The 22,653-nt window shown below is 66.9% G+C and carries 20 protein-coding genes; 11 read left to right on the top strand and 9 right to left on the bottom strand.

Annotation, left to right across the window (positions count from 1 at the left end):
* Positions 1–398: 398 nt before the first annotated feature.
* The 6 genes from asnB to ACKN61_RS10480 all read right to left on the bottom strand — a co-directional run bounded on the left by asnB (position 399) and on the right by ACKN61_RS10480 (position 8,502).
* Positions 399–2,375: an asparagine synthase (glutamine-hydrolyzing) gene (gene asnB / locus ACKN61_RS10505; protein WP_408953409.1), complete on the bottom strand. Its 1,977-nt coding sequence runs from the start codon at positions 2,373–2,375 to the stop codon at positions 399–401.
* Positions 2,376–2,380: 5 nt separating this feature from the next.
* Positions 2,381–4,618: a thiamine pyrophosphate-dependent enzyme gene (locus tag ACKN61_RS10500; RefSeq protein WP_408953797.1), complete on the bottom strand. Its 2,238-nt coding sequence runs from the start codon at positions 4,616–4,618 to the stop codon at positions 2,381–2,383.
* A gap of 137 nt (positions 4,619–4,755) precedes the next feature.
* The gene (locus ACKN61_RS10495) at positions 4,756–5,394 is read right to left on the bottom strand and encodes a glutathione S-transferase family protein (RefSeq protein ID WP_408953796.1); all 639 of its coding nucleotides are present in this window, start codon (positions 5,392–5,394) and stop codon (positions 4,756–4,758) included.
* The gene (locus tag ACKN61_RS10490) at positions 5,394–5,948 is read right to left on the bottom strand and encodes a GNAT family N-acetyltransferase (protein WP_408953408.1); all 555 of its coding nucleotides are present in this window, start codon (positions 5,946–5,948) and stop codon (positions 5,394–5,396) included. Before ACKN61_RS10490 ends, ACKN61_RS10495 begins: the two co-directional genes overlap by 1 nt.
* Before the next feature lie 222 nt (positions 5,949–6,170).
* A complete protein-coding gene (locus tag ACKN61_RS10485; protein ID WP_031371466.1) occupies positions 6,171–7,334 on the bottom strand; it encodes an acyl-CoA dehydrogenase family protein in 1,164 nt (387 codons plus the stop codon).
* A gap of 346 nt (positions 7,335–7,680) precedes the next feature.
* Complete coding sequence (locus tag ACKN61_RS10480) at positions 7,681–8,502, bottom strand: glycine zipper 2TM domain-containing protein (protein WP_408953407.1); 822 nt, start codon at positions 8,500–8,502, stop codon at positions 7,681–7,683.
* Between the two features lie 200 nt (positions 8,503–8,702).
* Here ACKN61_RS10480 and ACKN61_RS10475 point away from each other — a divergent pair, with 200 nt between their 5' ends.
* Together ACKN61_RS10475 and ACKN61_RS10470 are read left to right on the top strand one after the other, a co-directional pair.
* Positions 8,703–8,927, top strand: a complete 225-nt coding sequence (locus ACKN61_RS10475) for a DUF6116 family protein (protein ID WP_408953406.1) — start codon at positions 8,703–8,705, stop codon at positions 8,925–8,927.
* Positions 8,928–8,931: 4 nt separating this feature from the next.
* The gene (locus ACKN61_RS10470; RefSeq protein ID WP_408953405.1) at positions 8,932–9,723 is read left to right on the top strand and encodes a TatD family hydrolase; all 792 of its coding nucleotides are present in this window, start codon (positions 8,932–8,934) and stop codon (positions 9,721–9,723) included.
* A 119-nt stretch (positions 9,724–9,842) separates the two neighbouring features.
* On the opposite strand, the gene ACKN61_RS10465 is transcribed toward ACKN61_RS10470, so the two are convergent.
* Complete coding sequence (locus ACKN61_RS10465) at positions 9,843–10,661, bottom strand: ThiF family adenylyltransferase (RefSeq protein WP_031371470.1); 819 nt, start codon at positions 10,659–10,661, stop codon at positions 9,843–9,845.
* A gap of 221 nt (positions 10,662–10,882) precedes the next feature.
* On the opposite strand from ACKN61_RS10465, the gene ACKN61_RS10460 reads away from it, so the two are divergent.
* From ACKN61_RS10460 to ACKN61_RS10450, 3 genes are all read left to right on the top strand, one after another.
* Positions 10,883–11,335 carry a hypothetical protein gene (locus ACKN61_RS10460; RefSeq protein WP_036148322.1) on the top strand — a complete coding sequence of 151 codons (453 nt, stop codon included), beginning with the start codon at positions 10,883–10,885 and terminating at the stop codon, positions 11,333–11,335.
* A 150-nt stretch (positions 11,336–11,485) separates the two neighbouring features.
* Positions 11,486–11,986, top strand: a complete 501-nt coding sequence (locus tag ACKN61_RS10455; protein WP_408953404.1) for a glycine zipper 2TM domain-containing protein — start codon at positions 11,486–11,488, stop codon at positions 11,984–11,986.
* 291 nt (positions 11,987–12,277) lie between these two features.
* The gene (locus tag ACKN61_RS10450) at positions 12,278–13,387 is read left to right on the top strand and encodes a M35 family metallo-endopeptidase (protein ID WP_408953403.1); all 1,110 of its coding nucleotides are present in this window, start codon (positions 12,278–12,280) and stop codon (positions 13,385–13,387) included.
* A 688-nt stretch (positions 13,388–14,075) separates the two neighbouring features.
* On the opposite strand, the gene ACKN61_RS10445 is transcribed toward ACKN61_RS10450, so the two are convergent.
* A complete protein-coding gene (locus ACKN61_RS10445) occupies positions 14,076–14,285 on the bottom strand; it encodes a cold-shock protein (RefSeq protein ID WP_031371474.1) in 210 nt (69 codons plus the stop codon).
* 218 nt (positions 14,286–14,503) lie between these two features.
* Between ACKN61_RS10445 and ACKN61_RS10440 the strand changes: the two genes are divergently transcribed.
* From ACKN61_RS10440 to ACKN61_RS10430, 3 genes are all read left to right on the top strand, one after another.
* Positions 14,504–14,989 (top strand): DUF456 domain-containing protein, encoded by a 486-nt coding sequence (locus ACKN61_RS10440; RefSeq protein WP_223619483.1) that lies wholly within the window; start codon positions 14,504–14,506, stop codon positions 14,987–14,989.
* Between the two features lie 132 nt (positions 14,990–15,121).
* Positions 15,122–16,279 (top strand): phospholipase A, encoded by a 1,158-nt coding sequence (locus ACKN61_RS10435; RefSeq protein WP_408953795.1) that lies wholly within the window; start codon positions 15,122–15,124, stop codon positions 16,277–16,279.
* 153 nt (positions 16,280–16,432) lie between these two features.
* Entirely contained in the window at positions 16,433–17,389 is a 957-nt protein-coding gene (locus ACKN61_RS10430; RefSeq protein WP_408953402.1) for a patatin-like phospholipase family protein, read from the top strand.
* Positions 17,390–18,025: 636 nt separating this feature from the next.
* Here the strand turns inward: ACKN61_RS10430 and ACKN61_RS10425 are convergent.
* A complete protein-coding gene (locus ACKN61_RS10425; protein ID WP_408953401.1) occupies positions 18,026–19,552 on the bottom strand; it encodes a fumarate hydratase in 1,527 nt (508 codons plus the stop codon).
* Between the two features lie 267 nt (positions 19,553–19,819).
* On the opposite strand from ACKN61_RS10425, the gene ACKN61_RS10420 reads away from it, so the two are divergent.
* From ACKN61_RS10420 to ACKN61_RS10410, 3 genes are all read left to right on the top strand, one after another.
* Entirely contained in the window at positions 19,820–20,188 is a 369-nt protein-coding gene (locus ACKN61_RS10420; RefSeq protein ID WP_408953400.1) for a hypothetical protein, read from the top strand.
* A 117-nt stretch (positions 20,189–20,305) separates the two neighbouring features.
* Positions 20,306–20,617, top strand: a complete 312-nt coding sequence (locus ACKN61_RS10415) for an NIPSNAP family protein (RefSeq protein ID WP_031374156.1) — start codon at positions 20,306–20,308, stop codon at positions 20,615–20,617.
* A gap of 80 nt (positions 20,618–20,697) precedes the next feature.
* Positions 20,698–22,587: an ABC transporter ATP-binding protein gene (locus tag ACKN61_RS10410; protein WP_408953399.1), complete on the top strand. Its 1,890-nt coding sequence runs from the start codon at positions 20,698–20,700 to the stop codon at positions 22,585–22,587.
* The last annotated feature ends 66 nt before the right edge of the window (positions 22,588–22,653 follow it).

The following is a 22,653-nucleotide window of genomic DNA, read 5'->3' as shown; positions in this document are numbered from 1 at the left end:
CGCGACCACGGGACGCGCAGAAAACTCCGGTCCCGCGTCATCGACCGAAGCGGCCAAACATCCACCGCATGAGCCGTTCGCAGTGACCCCCGACAGACGCTGCGCCTTGCAGAAGCGCGGTCGCGGCTTGCGCCGCTCCTACCCCTTGCCTGCGTTGCCCCTGGGTAGGAGCGGCGCGAACCGCGACCGCGCGCCCACCAGACAGCAACGCCGCGACCCGAAACTCCGCGGTCGCGGCTCACGCCGCTCCTACAAGGGGTTGCGCTGCGACGGCCAGCACGGCGCCGTGGCCTGGAACCCCGCGGTCGCGGCTTGCGCCGCTCCTACAAAGGGTTGCGCCGCGATGTGTTGACGCAACGGCTGTAAGGGGTAGGAGCGGCGCGGGTCGATCATGCCGCCTACAAACCGCCCTCGCCGGTCGTCGACATCCAGACCGAGCGCCCGACTTCGTTGCGCTCGGTTTTCCAATGCGCCTGCCAGGCCTGGAACATCAACACGTTCCACAGATGGGTGTGCCAGCGGCGCTCGCCGGCCAGGAACTGCCGCCACAGGCCGCCGACCAACTCGGCGTCGAAATAACCTTCCTGCGCCAGGCGCGACGGGTCGAGCAACCCCGCCGCCCATTCGCGCAAGTCGCCGCGCAGCCATTGCGTCACCGGCGCGCCGAAACCGCGCTTGCCGCGGTCGACCATGGCGTCGGGCAGGTAGCGCTTGAGCACGCGCTTGAGCAGGTACTTGCTGCCGCTGTCGCCGCGCTTGAACTGCAGCGGCAAGGACCAGGCGAATTCGGCGACGTGGGTGTCGAGCAAGGGCGCGCGCGCCTCCAGCCCGACCGCCATGCTGGCGCGGTCGACCTTGCACAACAGGTCGTCGGGCAGGTACACGCTGTAGTCGGCCAGCATCATCGCGTCGGCGGGCGTGCCCAGGCCGCCCAGCGGCTCGGCGAGGTCGTACATCGTCGCCGGCAGTTTCGATCCGGGCACGGCGGCCTGGGGGAAGCGCCAGCGCACGATGCGGTTGCGGTAGACGTCGCCGATGCCCTGCGCGCCCATCTCGGCCGCGAACGCAGCGAAACCGCCAGCGCGCGAGGCTTCGCCGTGAGCGCTCGCGGATTTCGCCAGCCAGCGCCGCAGCGGCGCCGGCACGCGCCGCTGCAGGCGCAGGTTGCGCAAGGCGCGCTCGTAGCGCGTATAGCCGAAGAACAACTCATCGCCGCCGTCGCCCGACAACGCCACCGTGACCTGGCTGCGCGCCAAGGCGCAAACCAGCGCGGTCGGCACCTGCGAGGCATCGGCGAAGGGTTCGTCGAACATCGCCGACAGCCGCGGCACCACCGCCAAGGCGTCGACGCCGCTGACGTAGAGCTCGGTGTGGGCGGTGCCGAGATGGCGCGCGACTTCGAGCGCGAGCGGCGCCTCGTCGTGGTGCGAACCCTCGAAACCGATGGTGAAGCTCTTGACCGGCTTCGCGCTCAAGGCCTGCATCAACGAAGTCACCACCGACGAATCGGTGCCGCCGGAAAGAAACACGCCCACCGGCACGTCGGCGACCATGCGCAGGCCCACCGCATCGCGCAGCAAGTCGTCGAGCCGGTCCTCGGCAGCGTCGATGTCGCCGTCGAAGGGGTGGCGGATCGCCGCGGCCATGCGGTCGCGCGCCTGCCAATAGCTGTGCTGGTCGCGTTTGGGATCGTGGGCCGCCGCACCGCGCGCGACCGTGGCCGCGTCGAAACGCAGCAAGGTGCCCGGCATCAGCTTGAAGGTGTCGGTATGGATCGCGTACGGCGCCGGCACGTAGTCGTAACGCAGCAACAGGGCCAGCGCATTGCGGTCGACGCCGTTGTCGAACTGCGGGTGACGCCACAGCGCCTTGAGTTCGGAACCGAACACCAGGGTGTCGCCGGCCCAGCCGTAGTACAGCGGCTTCTTGCCGACCCGGTCGCGGGCCAGCCACAACGTCTGTTCGTGGCGGTCCCACAGGGCGATGGCGAACATGCCGTTGCAGCGCGCCACCGCGTGCTCGACGCCCCACTCCACCACCGCGGCCAGCAGTACCTCGGTGTCGGAGTGGCCGCGGAAGGCGTGGCCCAGTTCGAGCAGTTCTTCGCGCAAGGCGGCGAAGTTGTAGACCTCGCCGTTGTAGGCGATCACGTAGCGGCCGTCGGCCGAGGCCATCGGCTGATGGCCCAGCGGCGACAGGTCGAGAATGCTCAGGCGCCGATGCGCCAGGGCAATGCCGTGTTGCGCATCGGCCCAGACGCCGTCGTCGTCGGGGCCGCGGTGACGCAGGGCGTCGCCCATCGCGCCGGCCAGTTCGAGCAGATGCTCGTGGCCGATATCGGTGCGCGGACACAGCAGGCCGGCCAGTCCGCACATGAGGGTCAGCCCTTGGCCAGCACGTCGGCGGCGCGGACGATATCGTCCTCGCCGGGGATCACCAGGAAGGCCGCGCCGGCCAGCGGCGTGTAGGTGTCGACGCCGACCACGCGCTGCAGCGGCACGCCGCCGAAACCGGCCTCGGTCAATGCCGTGATCACGCCCTCGCCGACGCCGGCGCTGCGCCGGCCTTCGTCGACCACGATGATGCGCTTGGCGCCGCGCGCCTGTTCGGCGATGTAAGCATCGTTGAGCGGCACCAGCCAGCGCAGGTCGATCACGCGCGCCTTCCAACCGTGCTGCTGCTCGATCTCGCGCACCGCGCGCAGGCTCATCGGCACGCCGTTGCCGTAAGAGAACACGACCAGATCGTCGCCCTCTCCATAGCTTCGCCCTTCGCCGAGCGTCATCGCCTCGTCGGGCTTCGGATACGAGGTCAGCCAGGCGCCGTCGCCGGCTTCGTACAAGTCCTTGGTCATGTACAGCGCGATCGGTTCCAGGAACACCGAGACGCGGCCGTCGACCTTGGCCAGCGCGGTCAGGGTGCGCAGCATGGTCGCGGCGTCGTCGCCGCGCGAGGCGCAACCGACCACCAGGCCGGGGATGTCGCGCAAGGCGGTGATCGAGTTGTCGTTATGGAAATGCCCGCCGAAACCGCGCTGGTAGCCCAGGCCGGCGATGCGCACCACCATCGGGTTGCGGTACTGGTTGTTGCTGAAGAACTGCAGCGACGCCGCCTCGCCGCGGATCTGGTCGCAGGCGTTGTGGAAATACGCCAGGTACTGGATCTCCGGGATCGGCATCAGGCCGACGTTGGCGAAGCCCTGGGCCATGCCGAGGATCATGGTCTCGTCGAGCAAGGTGTTGAACACGCGGCGCGGGCCGAAGGCTTTCTGCAGGCCCTTGGTGACCGTGTAGACGCCGCCCTTCTGCGCCACGTCTTCGCCGAACAGCAGCGTTTCCGGGTATTTGGCGAACAGGTCGTGCAGGGCGTTGTTGATCTGGATCGCCAGATGGCGCGGCGGCTGTTGCTCGGGCAGTTTGGCTTCGCTGCCGAACACCTGCAGACGGCGCTCGGCGAAATCGGCGCGCTTGGCCTCCTGCTGCACCGCTTCGGGCGAATACGGCGCCAGCGGCGCGATCACCTCGTCGAGGCGGTCGAGCTTGGGCCGGCGATCGGCCTCTTCGGCGGCGGCGAAGCACTGCTTGCGCGTGGCCTCGTACAGGTCGAGCACGTCCTGCTTCGACATCAGCCCCGATTCGAGCGCGATCGCCGCCGAACGCAGCAGCGGGTCGCTGGCTTCGACCGCGCACAGTTCCTCGAAAGAACGCCATTCGATCTCGAAGTCGGTGCCGGCGTGGCCCATGATGCGGGTCGTGCGCAGGTGCAGGAAGGTCGGACGGCGGCTGCGGCGGCAATGCTCGACCGCGCGCTGCACGTCGGCATAACCGCTGGCCAGGTCGAGGCCGTCGGCGGCGAAATAATCCAGGCCGTCCATGTTGCGGAAACGGTTGGCGATCCAGCCGCCCGGGGTCTTGACCGAAATGCCGATGCCGTTGTCTTCGCAGACGAACAACACCGGTGCCGGCAGTTTTTGATACGCGGTCCAGGCGGCGGCGTTGAACGCGGTCTGGGCGGTGGCGTGGTTGGCCGAGGCGTCGCCGAACGAACAGATGGCGATGCTGTCGTCGGGGATCGGCAGAGCGTGGCCGAGACGGCGACCGGTTTCGATGGCGACCGCGGTGCCGAGCGCCTTCGGCAGATGCGAGGCGATCGTCGAGGTCTGCGGCAGCACCCACAAGGGCTTACTGCCCCACACCTTATGCCGGCCGCCCGAAGCCGGGTCGTCCTTGCTGGCGGCGAAACTCAGCGCCGAATCCATCACCGGGTCCATGCCGGGCAATTTGCGGAAGCGCTCGGCCATGAAGCCGCCGCTGCGGTAGTGCAGGAACGCCGGATCGGTGTGGCGGGTCAAGCGCGCGACCATGGCGTTGCCTTCGTGGCCGCTGGAACCGATGGTGTAGAAGACCTTGTTCTGCACGCGCAGCACGCGCGCCATCAGGTCGAGATGGCGGCTGATCAGCTGCGACTCGAACAGCTCGCGGAAACCGCGCGCGTCGAGCGCGCTGCCCTGCAGGATCGCCTCGTCCGGCGCCGGCCGCGCATCGGCGCGGCCGTTCCACTGATTGACGAACTCGACGAAATTGACGTCGCAGATCTCGGCCCGGTTGAGGCCCTTCATGCGTGCCGGGATCGGGCTCGGCACCGCATTGAAGTTCGGCACGTTGTTGAAGATCGAAGACTGCAGTTGCGCTGACATCGAACACTCCGCCGCCCGTCGCCGGGCCGGCTCATCAAGGAAGAATTAGACGGAACCCGTCATGGCGTCTGCGCGATGCGCTGCGCCGCCTGCGGATCGGGATCGGGCAAGGCGACGAAGCCCGGCGTCGCGCGGACCCGCGCGCGCCAGGCCTCGATCGCCGGATACGGCGCCAACGCGATGCCGCCGTGGCCGGCGACGTCGGTGTAGGCGAACAAGGCGATGTCGGCGATGCCGTAGGCCTCGCCGCTGAACCAATCGTGGGACTGCAGATGCCGCTCCATCACCGCCAGCGCGCGATGGCCGCGTTCGCGCAGCGACGGCAGCTCGGCGCGACGCGGCGAATCCAGCGGCGTCCAGCCGGCGATGAAACGGGCCACGGCGACATAGGGCTCGTGGCTGTACTGCTCGAAGTTCATCCAGCTCAAGGCCTGCGCGCGCTGCCAGCGGTCGTACGGCAAGAACGCGCTGCCGTCGGCGAGGTAGTACAGGATGGCGTTGGATTCGCTGAGGGTGCGGCCGTCGTCCAGCTCGATGACCGGCACCTTGGCATTGGGATTGAGGGCGAGAAATTCCGGCGTATGCGTTTCGCCGCGGCTGCTGTCGACCTCGACCCAGGCGTAAGGCTCGCCGAGTTGTTCGAGCAACAGGCGCAGCTTGTGGCAATTGCCCGAGGGCGAGAAGCCGTAGACGGTGATCACGCGCCCGCTTCCCGCTTGCGCCGCGCCTGCCATTCCTCGCGGGTCTGGCCCCAGACCTCCACTTCCATGTCGGCCGGCGCCGGCAGGCGGTCCTGGCGCATGTAGCGCGAACCGAGTTTGGCCGCTACGCCTTTCGACGGCAGATTGTCCGCGTCGATGGTGTGGATCACTTCGCTCCAGCCCAGGTGTTCGAAGGCCCAGTCGGTCGCGGCGGTCGCACCCTCGGTGCCATAGCCCTTGCCGCCTTCGCTTTCGACGATGCCCCAACCCACCTCGGTGCCGGGCCAGCCATCCGGCTGCCAGGGGCCGAGGCGGCCGATCCAGCGGCCGGAGGTTTTTTCGTAGACCGAGAAGAAGCCATAGCCGTATGCGGCCCAGGAGCCGATCACCGACATCAGGCCGCGCCAGGCTACCGAGCGCGGCTGCGGCCCGCCGATGTAGCGCAGGTAATCGCCGGCGTCCATGAAGGCGGCCCAGTCGTCGAAGTCGTCCAGGCGCGGCGGGCGCAAGATCAGGCGCGGCGTTTCCAGTCTAATGTCGGGAATCGTCATCACGGCTCGGTTCTCCCCTTGCGCCAGCATCGCCATGTGGAAGCCCCTTTCCGCTGATGTGAGAGGGGTTGGATGAGAGCGCGATCCGGCTGCGTCCGGCTACATCCCGGGGCCGCCAGGCGGCGTGCGCCCTCATCCGGCCCTTCGGGCCACCTTCTCCCGCGCGCGGGAGAAGGGAAACACCGCAATCTCCCGCCTATCGCATCAGGCGGAAGCGGACACTCAGAACGCGCTGATCCCCGTCAGCTCGCGGCCGACCACCAACTGGTGCACGGTCTCGGTGCCTTCGTACGTGATTACCGATTCCAGGTTCAGGGCATGACGGATCGCCGCATGCTCGGTGGTGATGCCGGCGCCGCCGAGCAGGTCGCGGCATTCGCGCGCGATGTCGATGGCCATGCGGCAGTTGTTCCACTTCGCCAGGCTGACCTGGGTCGGCTGCATGTTGCCGGCGTCCTTGAGGCGGCCGAGCTGCACCACCAGCAACTGCGCCATGGTGATGCGGCGCGCCATCTCGGCCATCTTGATCTGCGCCGACTGGGTCGCCGCGACCGGACGCTCGAACAGGATGCGTTCCTTGGTGTAGCCCAGCACCTCGTCGAGGCAGGCGATGGCCGCGCCGATCGGGCCCCAGGTGATGCCGTAACGGGCTTGGGTCAGGCAGCCCAGCGGGCCCTTGAGACCCTTGACGTTGGGCAGGCGGTTGGCCTCGGGCACGCGCACGTTGTCGAAGAACAGCGACGACGTCACCGACGCGCGCAGGCTCATTTTATGCTTGATTTCCTGGGCGGCGAAACCGGGCATGCCCTTCTCGACCACGAAGCCCTGGATGCCGTCGTCGGTCTGCGCCCAAACGATGGCGATGTCGGCCAGGTTGCCGTTGGTGATCCACATCTTGGAGCCGTTGAGGACCCAGTCGCCGCCGTCGCGCTTGGCGTTGGTCTTCATGTTGGCCGGGTCGGAACCGCCGTGCGGCTCGGTCAGGCCGAAGCAGCCGATGATCTCGCCGCGGGCCATGCCCGGCAGCCAGCGCTCGCGCTGCTCTTCGGTGCCGTAGGCGTAGATGGGGTACATGCACAGCGAGGACTGCACGCTGACGAAGCTGCGGATACCGCTGTCGCCGCGCTCGAGTTCCTGGCAGATCAGGCCGTAGCTGACCGCATTGAGGCCGGCGCAGCCGTACTTTTCCGGCAAGGAGGAACCGAGCAGGCCGAGTGCGGCGATTTCCGGCACCAGTTCCTTCGGGAAGCGGCCCTGGTCGAAGGCATCGCCGATGATCGGGATCACGCGCTCATCGGTGAAACGGGCCACGGTGTCCTGGACGGCGCGCTCCTCGTCGCTGAGCAAGGAACGGACGTCGTAGAGATCGTAGGGATTCAGGGCCATGGCGCGCTTGGGAGACCTCTAGGACAGAAAGACGGTCATTGTAATGGCCCGCTGCGGCCCGGGTAAGGCCGAAAACCCACGGATCTGCGCACTGGGCGGTATCCGGGGAATTCTTGCGCAAGCCCGCACGGCAGCGGGCGGGTTTCTCGTCCGCACCTGCGACCCGGCACAAAACCGCGCGCGATCAGCAGTCCCGCCAGTTGGCGCGCGTGCTCCGACGAAGCGCCCCGGCCGTTCCGAGCCAGCGCTGCGGCTGCACCTACCCCTGCTCTGTCGTCGAACCGCCAGGCAAAAAAACGGGGCCGGAAGATCCGGCCCCGTTCGGGTGTCGCGTGTTGCGCTGGACTCAGCCGCGGCTCGGCACGCCGGCCGACGCGGTCTGGGTCACGACCTGGCCGTCGATGACCGGCAGGCGCTGGGTCGGGCGCTCGTCCATGCGGATGGTCTGCTCCTGGCCCTGGTAGCGGTAGGTCACGTCGTAGCCGACGACCTTGTCTTCGCTGCCCAGTGCGATGCGGCTGCCCGGCTTGCTCTCGGTGCGCATGGTGCCGGTGGTGCCGTCCGGGTTGCGGTAGGTCACGTTGTAGGCGACCACGCGCGAGGACTGCGACTTGTCGGACACGGTGTGGCACTGGCGCTCGGTGCGGTTCACGACGCGGCCGCCGACATGGTTGCGGTCGACGCGGTTGCCGATGAAGCCGCCGGCCACGGCGCCGGCCGCGGTCGCGGCCTTCTTGCCGTTGCCGCCGCCGACCTGGTTGCCGAGCAGGCCGCCGATGACCGCACCAGCGACGGTGCCGCCGACGTTGCCGTCGCGCTCGGGCAGGCGCTCTTGCACGACCACGTCTTCGCAGACTTCGCGCGGGGTCGAGGTGGTGTTGGTCTCGCGGACCGGATCGGTGCCGATCACGGTCGCGTACAGCTTCTGCTTCTCGTTGATCGGGTTGACCTTGACCACGTCGGCGTAATCGACCTGCGGCGCGGTGTTGATCGCGCCGTTGGCAGCGATGTCGCCGACGGTGCCGGCCGGCGCGAGTTCGGCGCCTGCGACCGGAGCCAGCGCGGCCTGGCCGGGCGCGCCGTTGCCTCGGAAGCTCTGGAACGCCGCGACGGCGACGCCGCCGACGAGCAGCGCGGCAATCGCTACAGCTATCATGTTCTTGTTCATTTGGAGCCTCCGGGGCGCGCTGAGCAGCTATGTAGATACATACGGTCGGAATACGTTGCCGACCGTTGGGGGGACGGCGCCATTCCACCACTCGAAAGCTGAACCAGTGCCTATTGATTTTCGCCAATCTGTCCCCTGTGTGAATCGTCGCGCGGCCGCGTGCTAGCGTGTTTGCTACCTGCGTCACAACTCGACCGAACATGGCCAATCCTCTGCTCGCCCCCCTGTTGGGTTTTCTCGGACGCCTGAGCTACCCGCGTCTGTTCGTGGTCACCGCGGCGCTGTTCCTGGTCGACCTGGTCGTCCCCGACTTCGTCCCGCTCGCCGACGAAATCCTGTTGGGCCTGGGCACCTTGCTGCTGGCCAACTGGAAGAACCGCAAGGCGCCGCCGACCATCGAGCCGCCGCGGCCGCCCGCGCGCTGAGCGCATGCACGCCCTGGTCGACAGCCATTGCCACCTCGACGCGACCGAGTTCGACCTCGACCGCAACGAGGTGATGGCGCGAGCGCGCGAGGCCGGCGTCGCCCGCCAAGTCGTGCCGGCGGTCGATGCGGCCGGCTGGCCGAAATTGCGCGAGGTCTGCGCGAGCGCGCCCGGTCTGTATCCGGCCTACGGCCTGCACCCGATGTATCTGTCCTCGCACCGACCCGGGCACCTGCACGAACTGCGCGATTGGATCGAGCGCGAACGGCCGCTCGCGGTCGGCGAATGCGGGCTCGATTATTTCGTCGAAGGCCTCGATCGCGACGAGCAAATGCGCTACTTCGAAGGCCAGCTGAAACTCGCGCGCGAGTTCGACTTGCCCCTGATCGTGCACGCACGCCACGCGGTCGAGGCGACCATCGCAGCGTTGCGCCGCATCGGCGGCCTGCGCGGCGTGGTCCACAGCTATTCCGGCAGCGAGGAACAGGCCGAGCAATTGTGGAAGGCGGGTTTCCTGCTCGGGCTTGGCGGCCCGGTCACCTACGACCGCGCCAAGCGCTTGCGGCGCATCGTCGCGGCGATGCCGATCGAGCAGTTGCTGCTCGAAACCGATGCGCCCGACCAGCCCGATGCCGCGATCCGCGGCCAACGCAACGAACCGGCGCGCCTGGCCGGCATCGCCGAAACCATCGCTGGACTGCGCGGGATATCGCTCGACGAACTCGCCGCCGCCACCAGCGCCAACGCCGAGCGTTTGTTCAAGCTGCCGCAGGCTTCAGACACCGTCTCCGGGTAGGAGCGGCACGAGCCGCGACCGCGCCATCGCAACGACGGCGCAAAGACGGTTGCCGATGGATTTCGCTACTGCTGCCTTCGCACCGGGTTGAAAGCCCGCGGTCGCGGCTCGCACCGTTCCTAGCCTGCCGCCTGCGCCTTAGGCTTGAGCAGGATCTCCAGCGCGCGCCCGACCGCGGCGAAGGCGAAGACGCCGGTGATATGCGTGGCTGCGCCGAGCCCGGCCCCGCAGTCCAGCTTCAGGGCCGCATCGCCGGCGACCTTCGGCCGCAGGCCGCAGACGCTGCCGTCGGGTTGCGGGTATTTGACGTTTTCCAGCGAGTAGATCGCCGAGACGCTGAAATAGCGGCCTGTGTTCTTCGGGAAGTTGAATTCGCCGCGCAGCTTCTTGCGGATCAGCGCCAGCATCGCATCGTGTTCGGTGCGCGAAAGATCGCGCACCCGCACCAGGGTCGGATCGGTGCGGCCGCCGGCCGAGCCGACCACGATCACCGGCAGCTTGCGGCGCCGGCACCAGGCGATCAGTTCCACCTTGCTGCGGAAACTGTCGCAAGCATCCAGGACCAGGTCGAAACCGCGGTCCAGCAGCTCGTCCAGGTTCGACGGGGTCAGGAAGCTCTGCACCGCATCGACCTCGATTGCCGGGTTGATCGCGCGGCAACGCTCGGCCATGGCCTCGACCTTGGCGCGGCCGTACTGGCCTTCCAAGGCCGGCAACTGGCGGTTGGTGTTGGACACGCACAGGTCGTCGGCATCGATCAGGGTCAGGTGGCCGATGCCGGTACGCGCCAGCGCCTCCACCGCCCAGGAACCGACGCCGCCCATGCCGACCACGGCGATGCGGCATTGGCGGAAGCGTGCGACCGAGCCGTGGCCGTACAGGCGGTCGATGCCGGCAAAGCGTTCTTGCCAGAGAGTGTCGGAGGATTGCGGGGTCATGCGCATATTGTAAGGGCGACGGCACGGCTTGCCGGCGCGAACGCTGGGACGCTGCGGCGCGCGAACGCGCCTGACCAGGCCTTCTCTCCCCGGGGGCCTGCCTCCGCTCCTCGAATAATGTGCCTTCGAAGGCGCCGAAAGGCTTGGCCGCCAAAGGTTTCTGACCTGGACCTCACATTGGCGCGTGCTATCGTGCGCCGACATTGGATGGAGGCCAGGCAATGAGTGATACCCAGCCCAGCAACGCCGAAGCGAAACGCAAAGGCAATGGTTCGAAGTACTTGTTTCTGTTTCTCATCGGCCTGGTCGGCGGCGTCGTCGCCACCGTCATGGCGGTACGCGCACTGGATCAGCGCAAGGACCACTTCCCCGACAGCGTCATGCAAGTGCAGCAGTGGCATCTGGGCCAGCTCAAGGGCAAGGTCGAACAGAACCGTTGCGGAGCCACCGACACGCTCCCGCATCTGAAGGCCCTGCGCACCATGGCCGACGATCTCGAACCGGCGTTCCCCGACCTCAAGGACGACACCCGCTTCGGCCAGCACGCAAGCAAGATGCGCGCAGCGCTCGACGGCGCGCTGACCAGCCCGCCGCTCAACTGCGCCGGCGTCGGCGCCGTTTCGGAACAGATCGGCGAGGCCTGCAAGGCCTGCCATCAGGACTTCCGCGGCTGATCGCCTCGGCTTCCCCGCCGCGAGCTGAACGCGGTGGGGAAGAAGTCGGATACAGGGTCCAAAATTGAACACGTGTTCACGTGACTGCGCATAGCTTGGCTGATGCGTGGCAACTGTCCGCCACACGCCCCTAAAGCGCAGGAGCCTCGAATGAACACCAATAACATCCGATTGCTGGGTCTGGCCACGGTCGCTACGCTGGCGCTTGCCGGCTGTGCGACCTCTCCGGGCTACGGCGGAGGCTACGGCAACAGCTACCCGCCGCCGTCGCAACCGAGCTACGGCAACAACAACCAGAACAATTGCTATGACTGCGGTGTCGTGACCCGCATCGAACAGACCACCGCGACCAGCACGGCGCCGCGCGCGACCGGTGCGATCCTGGGCGGTCTGGTCGGCGCCGTCGCCGGCCGCGAGATCGCCGACGACCACACCGACAGCAAGGGCCGTCGCAACACCGCGACCGTCGCAGGCGCCGCCGCCGGTGCACTCGCCGGCAACGCCATCCAGAACCGCGTCGGCGCGCCGACCTACAACATCTATGTACGCATGAACGACGGCCGCACCACCGTGGTCAGCCAGAAGGACCTCGCTGGCATTCGCGAGAACACCTACGTGCGCGTCGCCAACGGTCGCGCCTACGTTCGTTGATCGACGGCCGGCGGCGATCGGGCTCGCTCCGATCGAACGCGAACCGGGCGGCATCGTCCCGGGCTTGCGATCAAACCGCGATGAAACAATGTAACGAGAAGTAACGAGAAAAAACGGCCCGCATCGCGGGCCGTTTTTTCGTGCGCGCGCGCCGCGCTTCGCGTTCACGACCCGCATCACGATTAAGCGCGGAACTGGCTCACTTATCGCGCGTTGCACGATCTTGCCTTCGGTTAGGGTTTTCGAGTCCGCCACCGGACCCCGCCCATCGCAACATCAGGAGATCGTGGAATGAAACTTCGCTTCGTGCATCTGGTTTCCGCGAGCGCCGTGCTCACCGGCGCCATTGCAGCCGCCGTCGCCGCACCCGGCGCAGCCCAGAACAATCCGCTGCGCGTCGGCATGGTCGCCGTCTCCGGCGCCGCCGACGATTTCCTCGGCTCGGTCGAGATCAGCATCACCAACACCAGCCGCAAGGCCGTGCGCCTGCCGAAGTGGCAGCTGCCGTCGGATCAGTTCGACGCCAAGTTGTTCAACGTCAGCTACAACGGCCAGCCGGTCGCCTACGAGGGCGCGATGGTCAAGCGCGGCCTGCCGCAGGCCGAGGATTTCGCGATCCTGCAACCCGGCCAGACCTATCGCCGCGTGATCGACCTCGCGGCTGGTTACGACCTGTCGCAGACCGGCCAGTACGTGGTCAGCTTCAATGCGCCGCTGCAACACGCCTCGACCTCCGACCGGGTCATGCTGCACCAGGCCAACGGCTTGCCGATGAGCGCGCAAAGCGCGCCGCTGAGCCTGTGGGTCGACGGCCTCGACCGACTCGGCGGCAGCAAGGCCTCGCCTGCGGCGAAGAAGCCGCCGGTCGGCCCGAGCGCGATCGTCAATGGCGTCAACTATGTCGGTTGCACCACCTCGCGCACGAGTTCGGCCGGCCAGGCCGTCAATGCCGCGCGTAGCTATGCCGAGAACGCCAAGGGCTATCTCAACGCCGGCACGCTCGGCCCGCGCTACACGACCTGGTTCGGCGCCTACACCTCCAGCCGTTACAGCACCGCACGCTCGCACTTCGTGTCGATCGATTCGGCGATCGACCAGAGCAACGGCCAGATCACCATCAACTGCGGTTGCAGCAGCAGCGCTTATGCCTACGTCTATCCGAACCAGCCGTACCAGATTTACGTCTGCAACGCGTTCTGGAACGCGCCGCTGACCGGCACCGACTCCAAGGCCGGCACCCTGATCCACGAGATGAGCCACTTCACCGTCGTCGCCGGCACCGACGATCACGCTTACGGCCAGAGCGCGGCGAAGAGCCTCGCCAACAGCAACCCGAGCGCCGCGCTCGACAACGCCGACAACCACGAGTACTTCGCCGAAAACACCCCGTTCCAGAACTGAGCCGCGCACCCGCGCAGCGCGCTCGCCCGTCGAGCTCCGAACGGCCCGCCTCGGCGGGCCGTTCGCGTTGAAGCCGCCCTCGATGCGAAATCCGTTCGCGCTCGACCCCATGCATCGGACTGGTGCGTTCGATAACCACGAGCCTTCCGCCGGAAGTGGATGCGAAAGCGGAAGCGGGCGCCAGGATGGCGCAAGGCGCCGACCGGGAGACGAGGCCGGGTCGGCGCCGTGCGGGGCTCCTTCCGGATGGAGATTCGGAAGCGCGAACGGCGCGGGGCGAGACGGGAGCGCCGGTCGCTGCAACAGCTGCAAGGACGCGGGACGGCTCGGCGAGGCCGTCGGGTTGCCGGGGGCTTCCTGCCCCCGGCGCTCTTGCGGGATTCGCACAGGCGCATCGGCCGACCGGCGGCTTCGCGATGCGGGCAGCGATGCCGCGCTTTCGCCCGACGGCATTCAATCGATATAACCCTGGGGTAGAGCCATATCCGCAGGATTCGCGCCGGGCTGCGTTCGCAGCGCAACGAATCCGACAGGCCCGGAATCGTTGCGATTGCGCTGGAGCCAAGCCGGCAACATCCGGAACTGTGACGAAAATCAAAAAATACACAGCAAAAAGCCCGGCCGAAGCCGGGCTTTTCTGACTCTATGCGCTGCGATCGGAGACCGCAGCCGAACATCGGTGCGAGCTTTACAGCGGTTCGACCGCGTCGGCCTGCAGGCCCTTCTGGCCCTGGACGACGGTGAAGGAGACCTTCTGGCCTTCCTTCAGGCTCTTGAAGCCCTGGGATTGGATCGCGCGGAAATGCACGAAGACATCTTCGCCGTTTTCACGGCTGATGAAGCCAAAACCCTTGGCATCGTTGAACCACTTGACGGTTCCCGTTTCTTTGCCGGACATCGCTACTCTCTCCCTGGAACGTGATGTTGTTAACACGACCTTCGTCGCGTGCTGGTTGCAAGGAGGAAGCGAGGTGCAACGATGTAGCGGATCGATGGATCTACCGCATCGGGGCCACGATTCACGGTGACCCTTGGCAAACGCAGCGACCGCAACGTACCCCGACATGGGCCAAAATGCAAACAGCCCGGACAGCCTGTCCGGACAAGGGATTCGGCATGAATTTGGATACGTTTTATTACATTTTGGCCGGGGTGCTGGTCGTCGTCGGAATGGTCGGAACGGTGCTCCCCGCCCTGCCCGGCCTGCCCCTGGTATTCGCCGGGATGGTGCTCGCCTCCTGGGTGTCCGGATTCGAGAAAGTCGGCTGGGTGGTGCTGGTCATCCTCGGCGTGCTGACGGTGCTGTCGATGGGCGTGGATTTCGCGGCCACCGCGATGGGGGCCAAACGGGTCGGGGCCAGCAAGCTGGCGATCGTCGGCTCGATCATCGGCACCTTCGCCGGGCTGGCCTTCGGCCTGATCGGCGTGTTCATCGGCCCCTTCGTCGGCGCCCTCGCCGGCGAGCTGATCCACACCCGCCAGCTCAGCCAGGCGACCAAGGTCGGGGTCGGCACCTGGGTCGGCATCGTCGCCGGCACCGTGCTCAAGCTCGGCCTCGCCTTCGCGATGGTCGGCCTGTTCGCGTTCGCCTGGTTCTTCTGATCCTTTACTTCTGAGCCTGCGCGCGACCGCGTCGCAGCCCTCGCGCTGCGACGCGGTTCACGTCTCGTTCGCGTCCGAATGCAAGACTGCAACGGTTTTGTCGTTCGCGATCCATACGCCGTGAGTATCGCCATGCCCTTGCAACGCAGCTTGATCTACCTCGCGCTCGCCAGCGCTCCCGTGCTCGCCTTCGCCCAGACCGCGCCGCAAGCGGCGACCCCGCAAGCCTGCGTGGCGATCACCAGCAACGCCGATCGCCTGGCCTGCTACGACGCCGCGCTCGGCCGCCCCGCCGACGGCGCGCGCCAGGCCGATATCGCGGCCAAGGAAGCCAAGGCGATCCAGCAGAACCTCGCGGTCGGCGACGAAATCGCCGGCGAGCCCAAGCCGAGCGTCGGCGAACGCGCCAAGCGCGCCCTGTCGGGCAGCGTCTTCAGCCACGACGACCCGCTCGACAGCGCCATCGCCAACGCCGGCAAGGGCAGCCTGCTGGACAGCCGTTGGGAGCTGGCCAAGGACTCCAAGCTCGGCGTGTTCAACTTCCGCGCCTACAAACCGGTGTACCTGCTGCCGGTGTTCTGGAACGACGACCCGAACACGCTGCCGTCGTCGCCGAACCCGCGCAACAACGTGACCGAGCCGCAGTCGCTCAAGGACATCGAGGCCAAGTTCCAGATCAGCTTCAAGACCAAGGCGGTCGAGAACCTGTTCGGCGACAACGGCGACGTCTGGATGGGCTACACCCAGAGCTCGCGCTGGCAGGTCTATAACGGCGAGGACTCGCGACCGTTCCGCGAAACCAACTACGAGCCGGAAGTGCTGCTGGTGTTCCGCAACAACTACCGCATCGGCGGCTGGAACGGGCGCATGGCGGCGATCGGCATCAATCACCAGTCCAACGGCCGCGCCGATCCGTTCTCGCGCAGTTGGAACCGGGTGATCGCCAACGTCGGCCTGGACCGCGAGAACTGGGCGGTGATGCTGCGGCCGTGGTGGCGCTTGTCGGACGGCAACGACGACGACAATCCGGACATCGAGGATTACATCGGCCGCGGCGACCTCACCGTGGTGCATCGCCGCGGCGGCCACGAATTCTCGCTGATGGCGCGCCACTCGATGCGCGGCGGCGACCGCTCGCACGGCGCGTTGCAGTTCGACTGGGGCTTCCCGATCCACAACCAGTTGCGCGGCCATCTGCAGATCTTCGACGGCTACGGCGAGAGCATGATCGACTACAACCATCGCGCGACCTACATCGGGCTGGGTGTGTCGTTGTTGGAGTGGTACTGAGTTCGACCGCCTGCGCGCCCGTCGTGAGGGCGCCGCCTGGGCCTTGAACACAGCCGCCGCGATTCGCGTCGCGGCGGCAGGATCGCGGTCGCGGCTCGCGCCGCTCCTGTCCTCGAAGCACGGCGTGTTTACTGCACAACGACGGAGAACGCGATGAAGATGCGGCGCATCCTCTCGCTCGACGGCGGAGGCATACGCGGTCTGGTGAGTTGCCACTGGCTCGACGGCGTCGAGCGGACGCTGATCCAGTCCGGCAAGCCCGGCCTGCTCGAGAGTTTCGACCTGATCGCCGGCAGTTCCACCGGCGCGCTGGTCGCCTGCGGCCTCGCTCATGGGCTCAGCCCCGCGGCCATGGCCGAGCTGTATCGGGATCAACGCCATCTGATCTTTCCGGATCTGGCCGGGCGACTGTGGTCGCGTGCGGGACGCGTGTTCTACGCCGGTCTCTCGGCCCCGCGCTACGACGGCGTGGGTTTGGAGAAGGTACTCAAGAAGGTATTCGGCAGGACCACCCTCGGTCAGCTCAAGGCGCCGGTGCTGGTCACCAGCTACGACACGATTTCGCGCGCGCCGGTGATCTTCAAGAGCTTCGATGCTTGTCATCGCAAGCTGCCGGTGTGGGAGATCTGTCGCGCGTCTTCGGCCGCGCCGACCTATTTCCCGGCCCATCCGATGCACCTGCAGGGCAAGCTGCACGCGCTGATCGACGGCGGCGTGGTCGCCAACAATCCGACCGCCTGCGCCATCGCCGAGGCGATGCGCAAGGATGCCCAGGTCGACAACAGCCGCGACCTGGTGGTGCTGTCGGTCGGCACCGGCGAACGCACCCGCAGCATCGACCTGCACTCGGCCCGAGAATGGGGCGCGCTGGAATGGGCGGTGCCGATCATCGACGTCCTGTTCGACGGCAACACCGATTCGGTCGACTACATCGCCAGGCAGTTGGTCGGCGACGGCTATTACCGGATGCAGACCGAACTGCTGGTCGGCCTGGACGACCTCGACGACACCAGCGCCACCAACCTCGCCGCGCTGGAGATACTGTCGAACGAATATCTGCTTCGGCCGGCGACGAAGAAGATGTTGGCGCAGTTGGTTAAGAAGCTTTGAGGGGCGATCGCGTCGTCCCGTAACGTGGCGCCGTTGCTTGCGGATTCGCGGTCGCGGCTTGCGCCGCTCCTACCCTTGGAGCAGAAGCGACGGCGCCGTTGTTGCTGTGCGTCGCCCGGCACTCGCGAAGGCTAAAGAAGACCCGGAGGGCGGTGCGCAGGGACGCGCGCCGTTTTTCATCGGGACAGGGATGTCCCGTATGTAGATCCCCGCGTCGGCAGCGCTCGTGCGGACCTGTGATTCAAAAAAAGCATTTTTCTTCGGTGATTTTCTTTTGTTGCTTTAGACAAAAGAAAGTCAGCCGCCGCTTCAGCGACGGAAGCTTTTGGCGTTTGATCTAGATCTAGATCTTGCATGAGCGATACGCCGCAAACCCGCGGCAGCGTGGTCGCGGCTTGTGACCGAAGGAAATCCAGTAGGACGCCGCTCCTACCCCGGCGAACGAAAGCACGCTGCTTCGATGAGCGATATCGGCATTGTTGTGTCTGCGCGTCTCCTGGTCGCGGCTCACGCCGCTCCTACAGGGGGATACATGCGAACGAATGCATTCGAAGGTACGTATGCGACAACGCCCGACACTGGGCCGGGCGTTGCATGAGTTCACGACAGGAACGCTACGAACGAAACCGCGAAGGCTTACTCCACCACCACCGGAATCTTGCCAATCCGCGCCTGCCATTCCTTCGGGCCGGTCTTGTGCACCGACTCGCCGGCCGAATCGACCGCGACCGTCACCGGCATGTCCTGCACGGTGAACTCGTAGATCGCTTCCATGCCCAGGTCGGCGAAACCGACCACGCGCGAGGCCTTGATCGCTTTGGACACCAGATAGGCCGCGCCGCCGACCGCCATCAGATACACCGAGCGGTGCTTCTTGATCGACTCGATCGCGACCGGGCCGCGCTCGGCTTTGCCGACCATGCCGAGCAGGCCGGTCTGCGCCAGCACCTGTTCGGTGAACTTGTCCATGCGCGTGGCCGTGGTCGGGCCGGCCGGGCCGACGACCTCGTCGCGCACCGGGTCGACCGGGCCGACGTAATAGATGAAGCGGCCCTTGAAATCGACCGGCAGCGCCTCGCCCTTGTTGAGCATGTCGACCATGCGCTTGTGCGCGGCGTCGCGGCCGGTCAGCAGCTTGCCGTTGAGCAGCAACACTTCGCCGGGCTTCCAACTGGCGACCTCGTCGGCGGTGACCGTGTCGAGGTCGACACGACGGCCCTTGGACGAGTCGTAGGTCAGCTTCGGCCAGTCCTCCAGCGACGGCGGGTCGAGCGCGACCGGGCCGCTGCCGTCGAGGGTGAAATGCGCGTGGCGGGTCGCCGCGCAGTTCGGGATCATCGCCACCGGCAGGTTGGCGGCGTGGGTCGGATAATCCTTGACCTTGATGTCGAGCACCGTGGTCAGGCCGCCGAGGCCCTGCGCGCCGATGCCGAGCGCGTTGACCTTCTCGTACAGCTCCAGGCGCAGCTCTTCGGCACGGTTGCTGGCGCCGCGCGCCTGCAGATCGGTGATGTCGATCGGCTCCATCAGCGCTTCCTTGGCCAACAGCATCGCCTTCTCGGCGGTGCCGCCGATGCCGATGCCGAGCATGCCCGGCGGGCACCAGCCCGCGCCCATGGTCGGCACGGTCTTGAGCACCCAGTCGACGATCGAGTCGGACGGGTTGAGCATGGCGAACTTGGACTTGGCCTCGGAACCGCCGCCCTTCGCCGCGACGATCACCTCGACGGTGTTGCCCGGCACGACCTTGACGTTGACCACCGCCGGCGTGTTGTCCTTGGTGTTGCTGCGCTTGCCGGCCGGGTCGGCGAGCACGCTCGCACGCAGCTTGTTGTCAGGATGGTTGTAGGCGCGGCGCACGCCTTCGTTGACCATGTCCTCCACGCCCATGGTCGCACCGTCCCAGCGCACGTCCATGCCGATCTCGAGGAACACCGTGACGATGCCGGTGTCCTGGCAGATCGGCCGGTGGCCTTCGGCGCACATGCGCGAATTGATCAGGATCTGCGCGATCGCGTCCTTGGCCGCAGTGCTTTCCTCGCGCTCGTAGGCGGCGGCGAGGTTCTTGATGTAGTCGACCGGGTGGTAGTAGCTGATGTACTGGAGCGCATCGGCGACGGACTGGATCAGGTCGTCCTGGCGGATGACGACGGGTCCGCTCACGGCGGAAACGGCATGGGACTGGGAGGCGGTCACGGCGGGCGTAGGCTGGCGGTGGGGACCGCCATTCTACCCTTCCGGCCCGGCCGGGGCCCTTGCGCGGACGGGCCGGGCGCCGAGGACGCGGTAAAGCCGGCGTCTATCCTGAGCACCGTGATGCGGCAAAGCCAGCGTCCGCCCTAGCCGCCGGGACGCCGTAAAGCCGGCGTCCATCCTGGCCGCCTTGTGCGACTAAGCTGGCGGCTGTTCTGGCCGCCTCCCTGGTCCCTCGTGCCCCATTCGCCCCCGCAACCCTCGCCGGCACCGCAAGCGCCGGCCCACTTCAACCCGGCCCTGCTGATCATCGGCCTGGCGCTGTCCGGGCTCGGCGGCGTCAGCCCCTTGCTGCTGGTGCCGCGGTTCGAGTCGGTGTTCGCGGTCTTCGGCATGGATCTGCCGCTGCTCACCCAGACCTTGATCGACTATCCCTGGCTGCTGTGCCCGCTGCCGGTGCTGGTGTTGGCGCTGTGGATGCTGTGGCCGAAGCGGCGCCGCGATCTGGTCGCGTTGTTGTTCGGCGGCATCGCCGGCATCGGCGCCGGCGCGCTGGCGGTCATCGCGATGTATCTGCCGATCTTCAAGTTGGCGCAGACACTCTGAGCGAGCGCTCCGAGCGAGGCAGTGCGACCTGCTTCGCGGCTCCGCCACGCCGTCGCTGAAACCCACGCAGCCTCAGGCTACATTGAGCGTCTGCCTTCGCCCCTGGAGCCCTTGCCCGTGATCACCTGCTATCTGCGCTACGTCATCGACCCTTACCAACTGGCCGAGTTCGAGCACTACGGCAAGCTCTGGATTCCCCTGGTCGAAAAATTCGGCGGCCAGCACCACGGTTACTTCATGCCCTCCGAAGGCACCAACAACGTCGCCCTGGCGATGTTCTCGTTCCCCAGTCTGGCTGCGTACGAGGATTACCGCACGCGCTCCTTCGAGGATCCCGACTGCCAGGCCGCCTTCGCCTATGCGCAGGAGAAGCGCTTCATCGTCAGCTACGAACGCAGTTTCTTCCGGCCGGTGTTCAAACCGGACTGACCGCCGCCCATCGGGTCGCCGTGGCCCGACCGCCGACCAGACCCCAACTCTGCGCCCCGGTTCTTGGGCACAATCGCCGCATGAGCACATCCAGTGATGCGAGCCCGTCGCCCCGCCAGGCGCAGGCCGACGGCGGCAAGCCCAGTCTGCGCGAACGCTTCGACGCCTTGCGCAATCTGCGCCCCTTTCTCAAGCAGATCTGGGCGACCAGCCCGACGCTGACCCTGATCACCCTGGGCCTGCGCCTGGTCCGCGCTCTGTTGCCGGTGCTCACCCTGTACGTCGGCAAGCTGATCATCGACGAGGCGGTGCGCCTGGTCGCCGCCGACCCGGGCTTCGATTCGCTGTCCTCGGCCTGGGCCGGCGGCCAGTTGAACACCTTGCTGAGCCTGCTCGCGCTCGAGTTCGGCCTGGCCATCGGCTCCGACCTGCTCGGGCGCATCGTCGCCTACGGCGATGCGCTGCTGTCGGAGCTGTTCACCAACGCCACCAGCGTGCGTCTGATGGAGCACGCCGCCACCCTCGACCTCGAAGACTTCGAAGACCCCGACCTGCAGGACAAGCTCGATCGCGCGCGCCGCCAGACCATGGGCCGCATGAACCTGATGAGCCAGTTGTTCGGCCAGGTCCAGGACACCATCACGGTGGTGAGTTTCGCCATCGGCCTGTTGGTCTACGCGCCGTGGCTGATCCTGCTGCTCGCGGTGGCCCTGATTCCGGCCTTCATCGGCGAGGCGCATTTCAACGCCCTGGGTTATTCGCTCAACTTCGCCTGGACGCCTGAGCGGCGCCAGCTCGAATACGTGCGCCAGATGGGCGCCAGCGTCGAAACCGCCAAGGAAGTGAAGATCTTCAATCTTCATCGCTTCCTGATCGCGAAATACCGCGAGCTGGCCGGCAAGTTCTTCAAGGCCAACCGCGCCCTCGCCCGCCGCCGCGCGCTGTGGGGCACGGTGCTGGCCGGGCTCGGCACCCTGGGTTACTACATCGCCTACGGCTACATCGCCTGGCGCACGGTGCGCGGCGATTTCAGCATCGGCGACCTGACCTTCCTCGCCGGCAGTTTCCTGCGCCTGCGCCAGTTGCTGGAAGGGCTGTTGATCGGCTTCTCGCAAGTCGCCGGACAAGCCCTGTACCTGGAAGACCTGTTCTCGTTCTTCGAGATCAAGCCGGAGATCGTCTCGCCGGCCGACCCGCTCGCGATCCCGAAACCGATCCGCCAGGGCTTCGTGTTCGAAAACGTCGGCTTTCGTTATCCCGACGCCGAGCAGTGGGCGCTGCGCGGGCTCGACTTCGAACTGCACGCCGGCGAAGTGTTGGCCCTGGTCGGCGAGAACGGCGCCGGCAAGACCACCCTCGTGAAATTGCTCGCGCGCCTGTACGACCCCGACGAAGGCCGCATCCTGCTCGACGGCCGCGACCTGCGCGACTACGACCTCGACGATCTGCGCGCCAACACCGGGGTGATCTTCCAGGACTTCGTCCGTTATCACCTGACCGCCGGCGAGAACATCAGCGTCGGCCAGATCGATGCGATGGGCGACGCCGCGCGCATCCGCGAAGCGGCGCGACGCGGCATGGCCGACGAAGTCATCGAGAACCTGCCGCGCGGCTACGACCAGTTGATCGGCCGCCGCTTCAAGACCGGCGTCGACCTGTCCGGTGGGCAATGGCAGAAGATCGCGATCGCGCGCGCCTACATGCGCGACGCGCAGGTGATGATCCTCGACGAACCGACCGCGGCCCTGGATGCGCGCTCGGAGTTCGAGGTGTTCCAGCGCTTCAAGGAACTGTCGGCGGAAAAGACCGCGGTACTGATCTCCCACCGCTTCTCGAGCGTACGCATGGCCGACCGCATCCTGGTGCTGGCCGAGGGCCGCCTGGAAGCCAGCGGCACCCATGTCGAACTGCTCGCCCAGGGCGGACGCTACGCCGAGCTGTTCGAGCTGCAAGCCGCCGGCTATCGCTGAGCCGGCAGCGGATACCCGCCGGGCGGAACTGTACCGGCGCCTCGTTGTCCCAGTGCGCAGCGGCGG

This window comes from Lysobacter sp. Hz25, from assembly GCF_046097045.1.
In the GTDB taxonomy this organism is placed as follows: Bacteria; Pseudomonadota; Gammaproteobacteria; order Xanthomonadales; family Xanthomonadaceae; genus Lysobacter; species Lysobacter antibioticus_B.
This window is presented reverse-complemented; position numbering and strand designations above follow the sequence as displayed.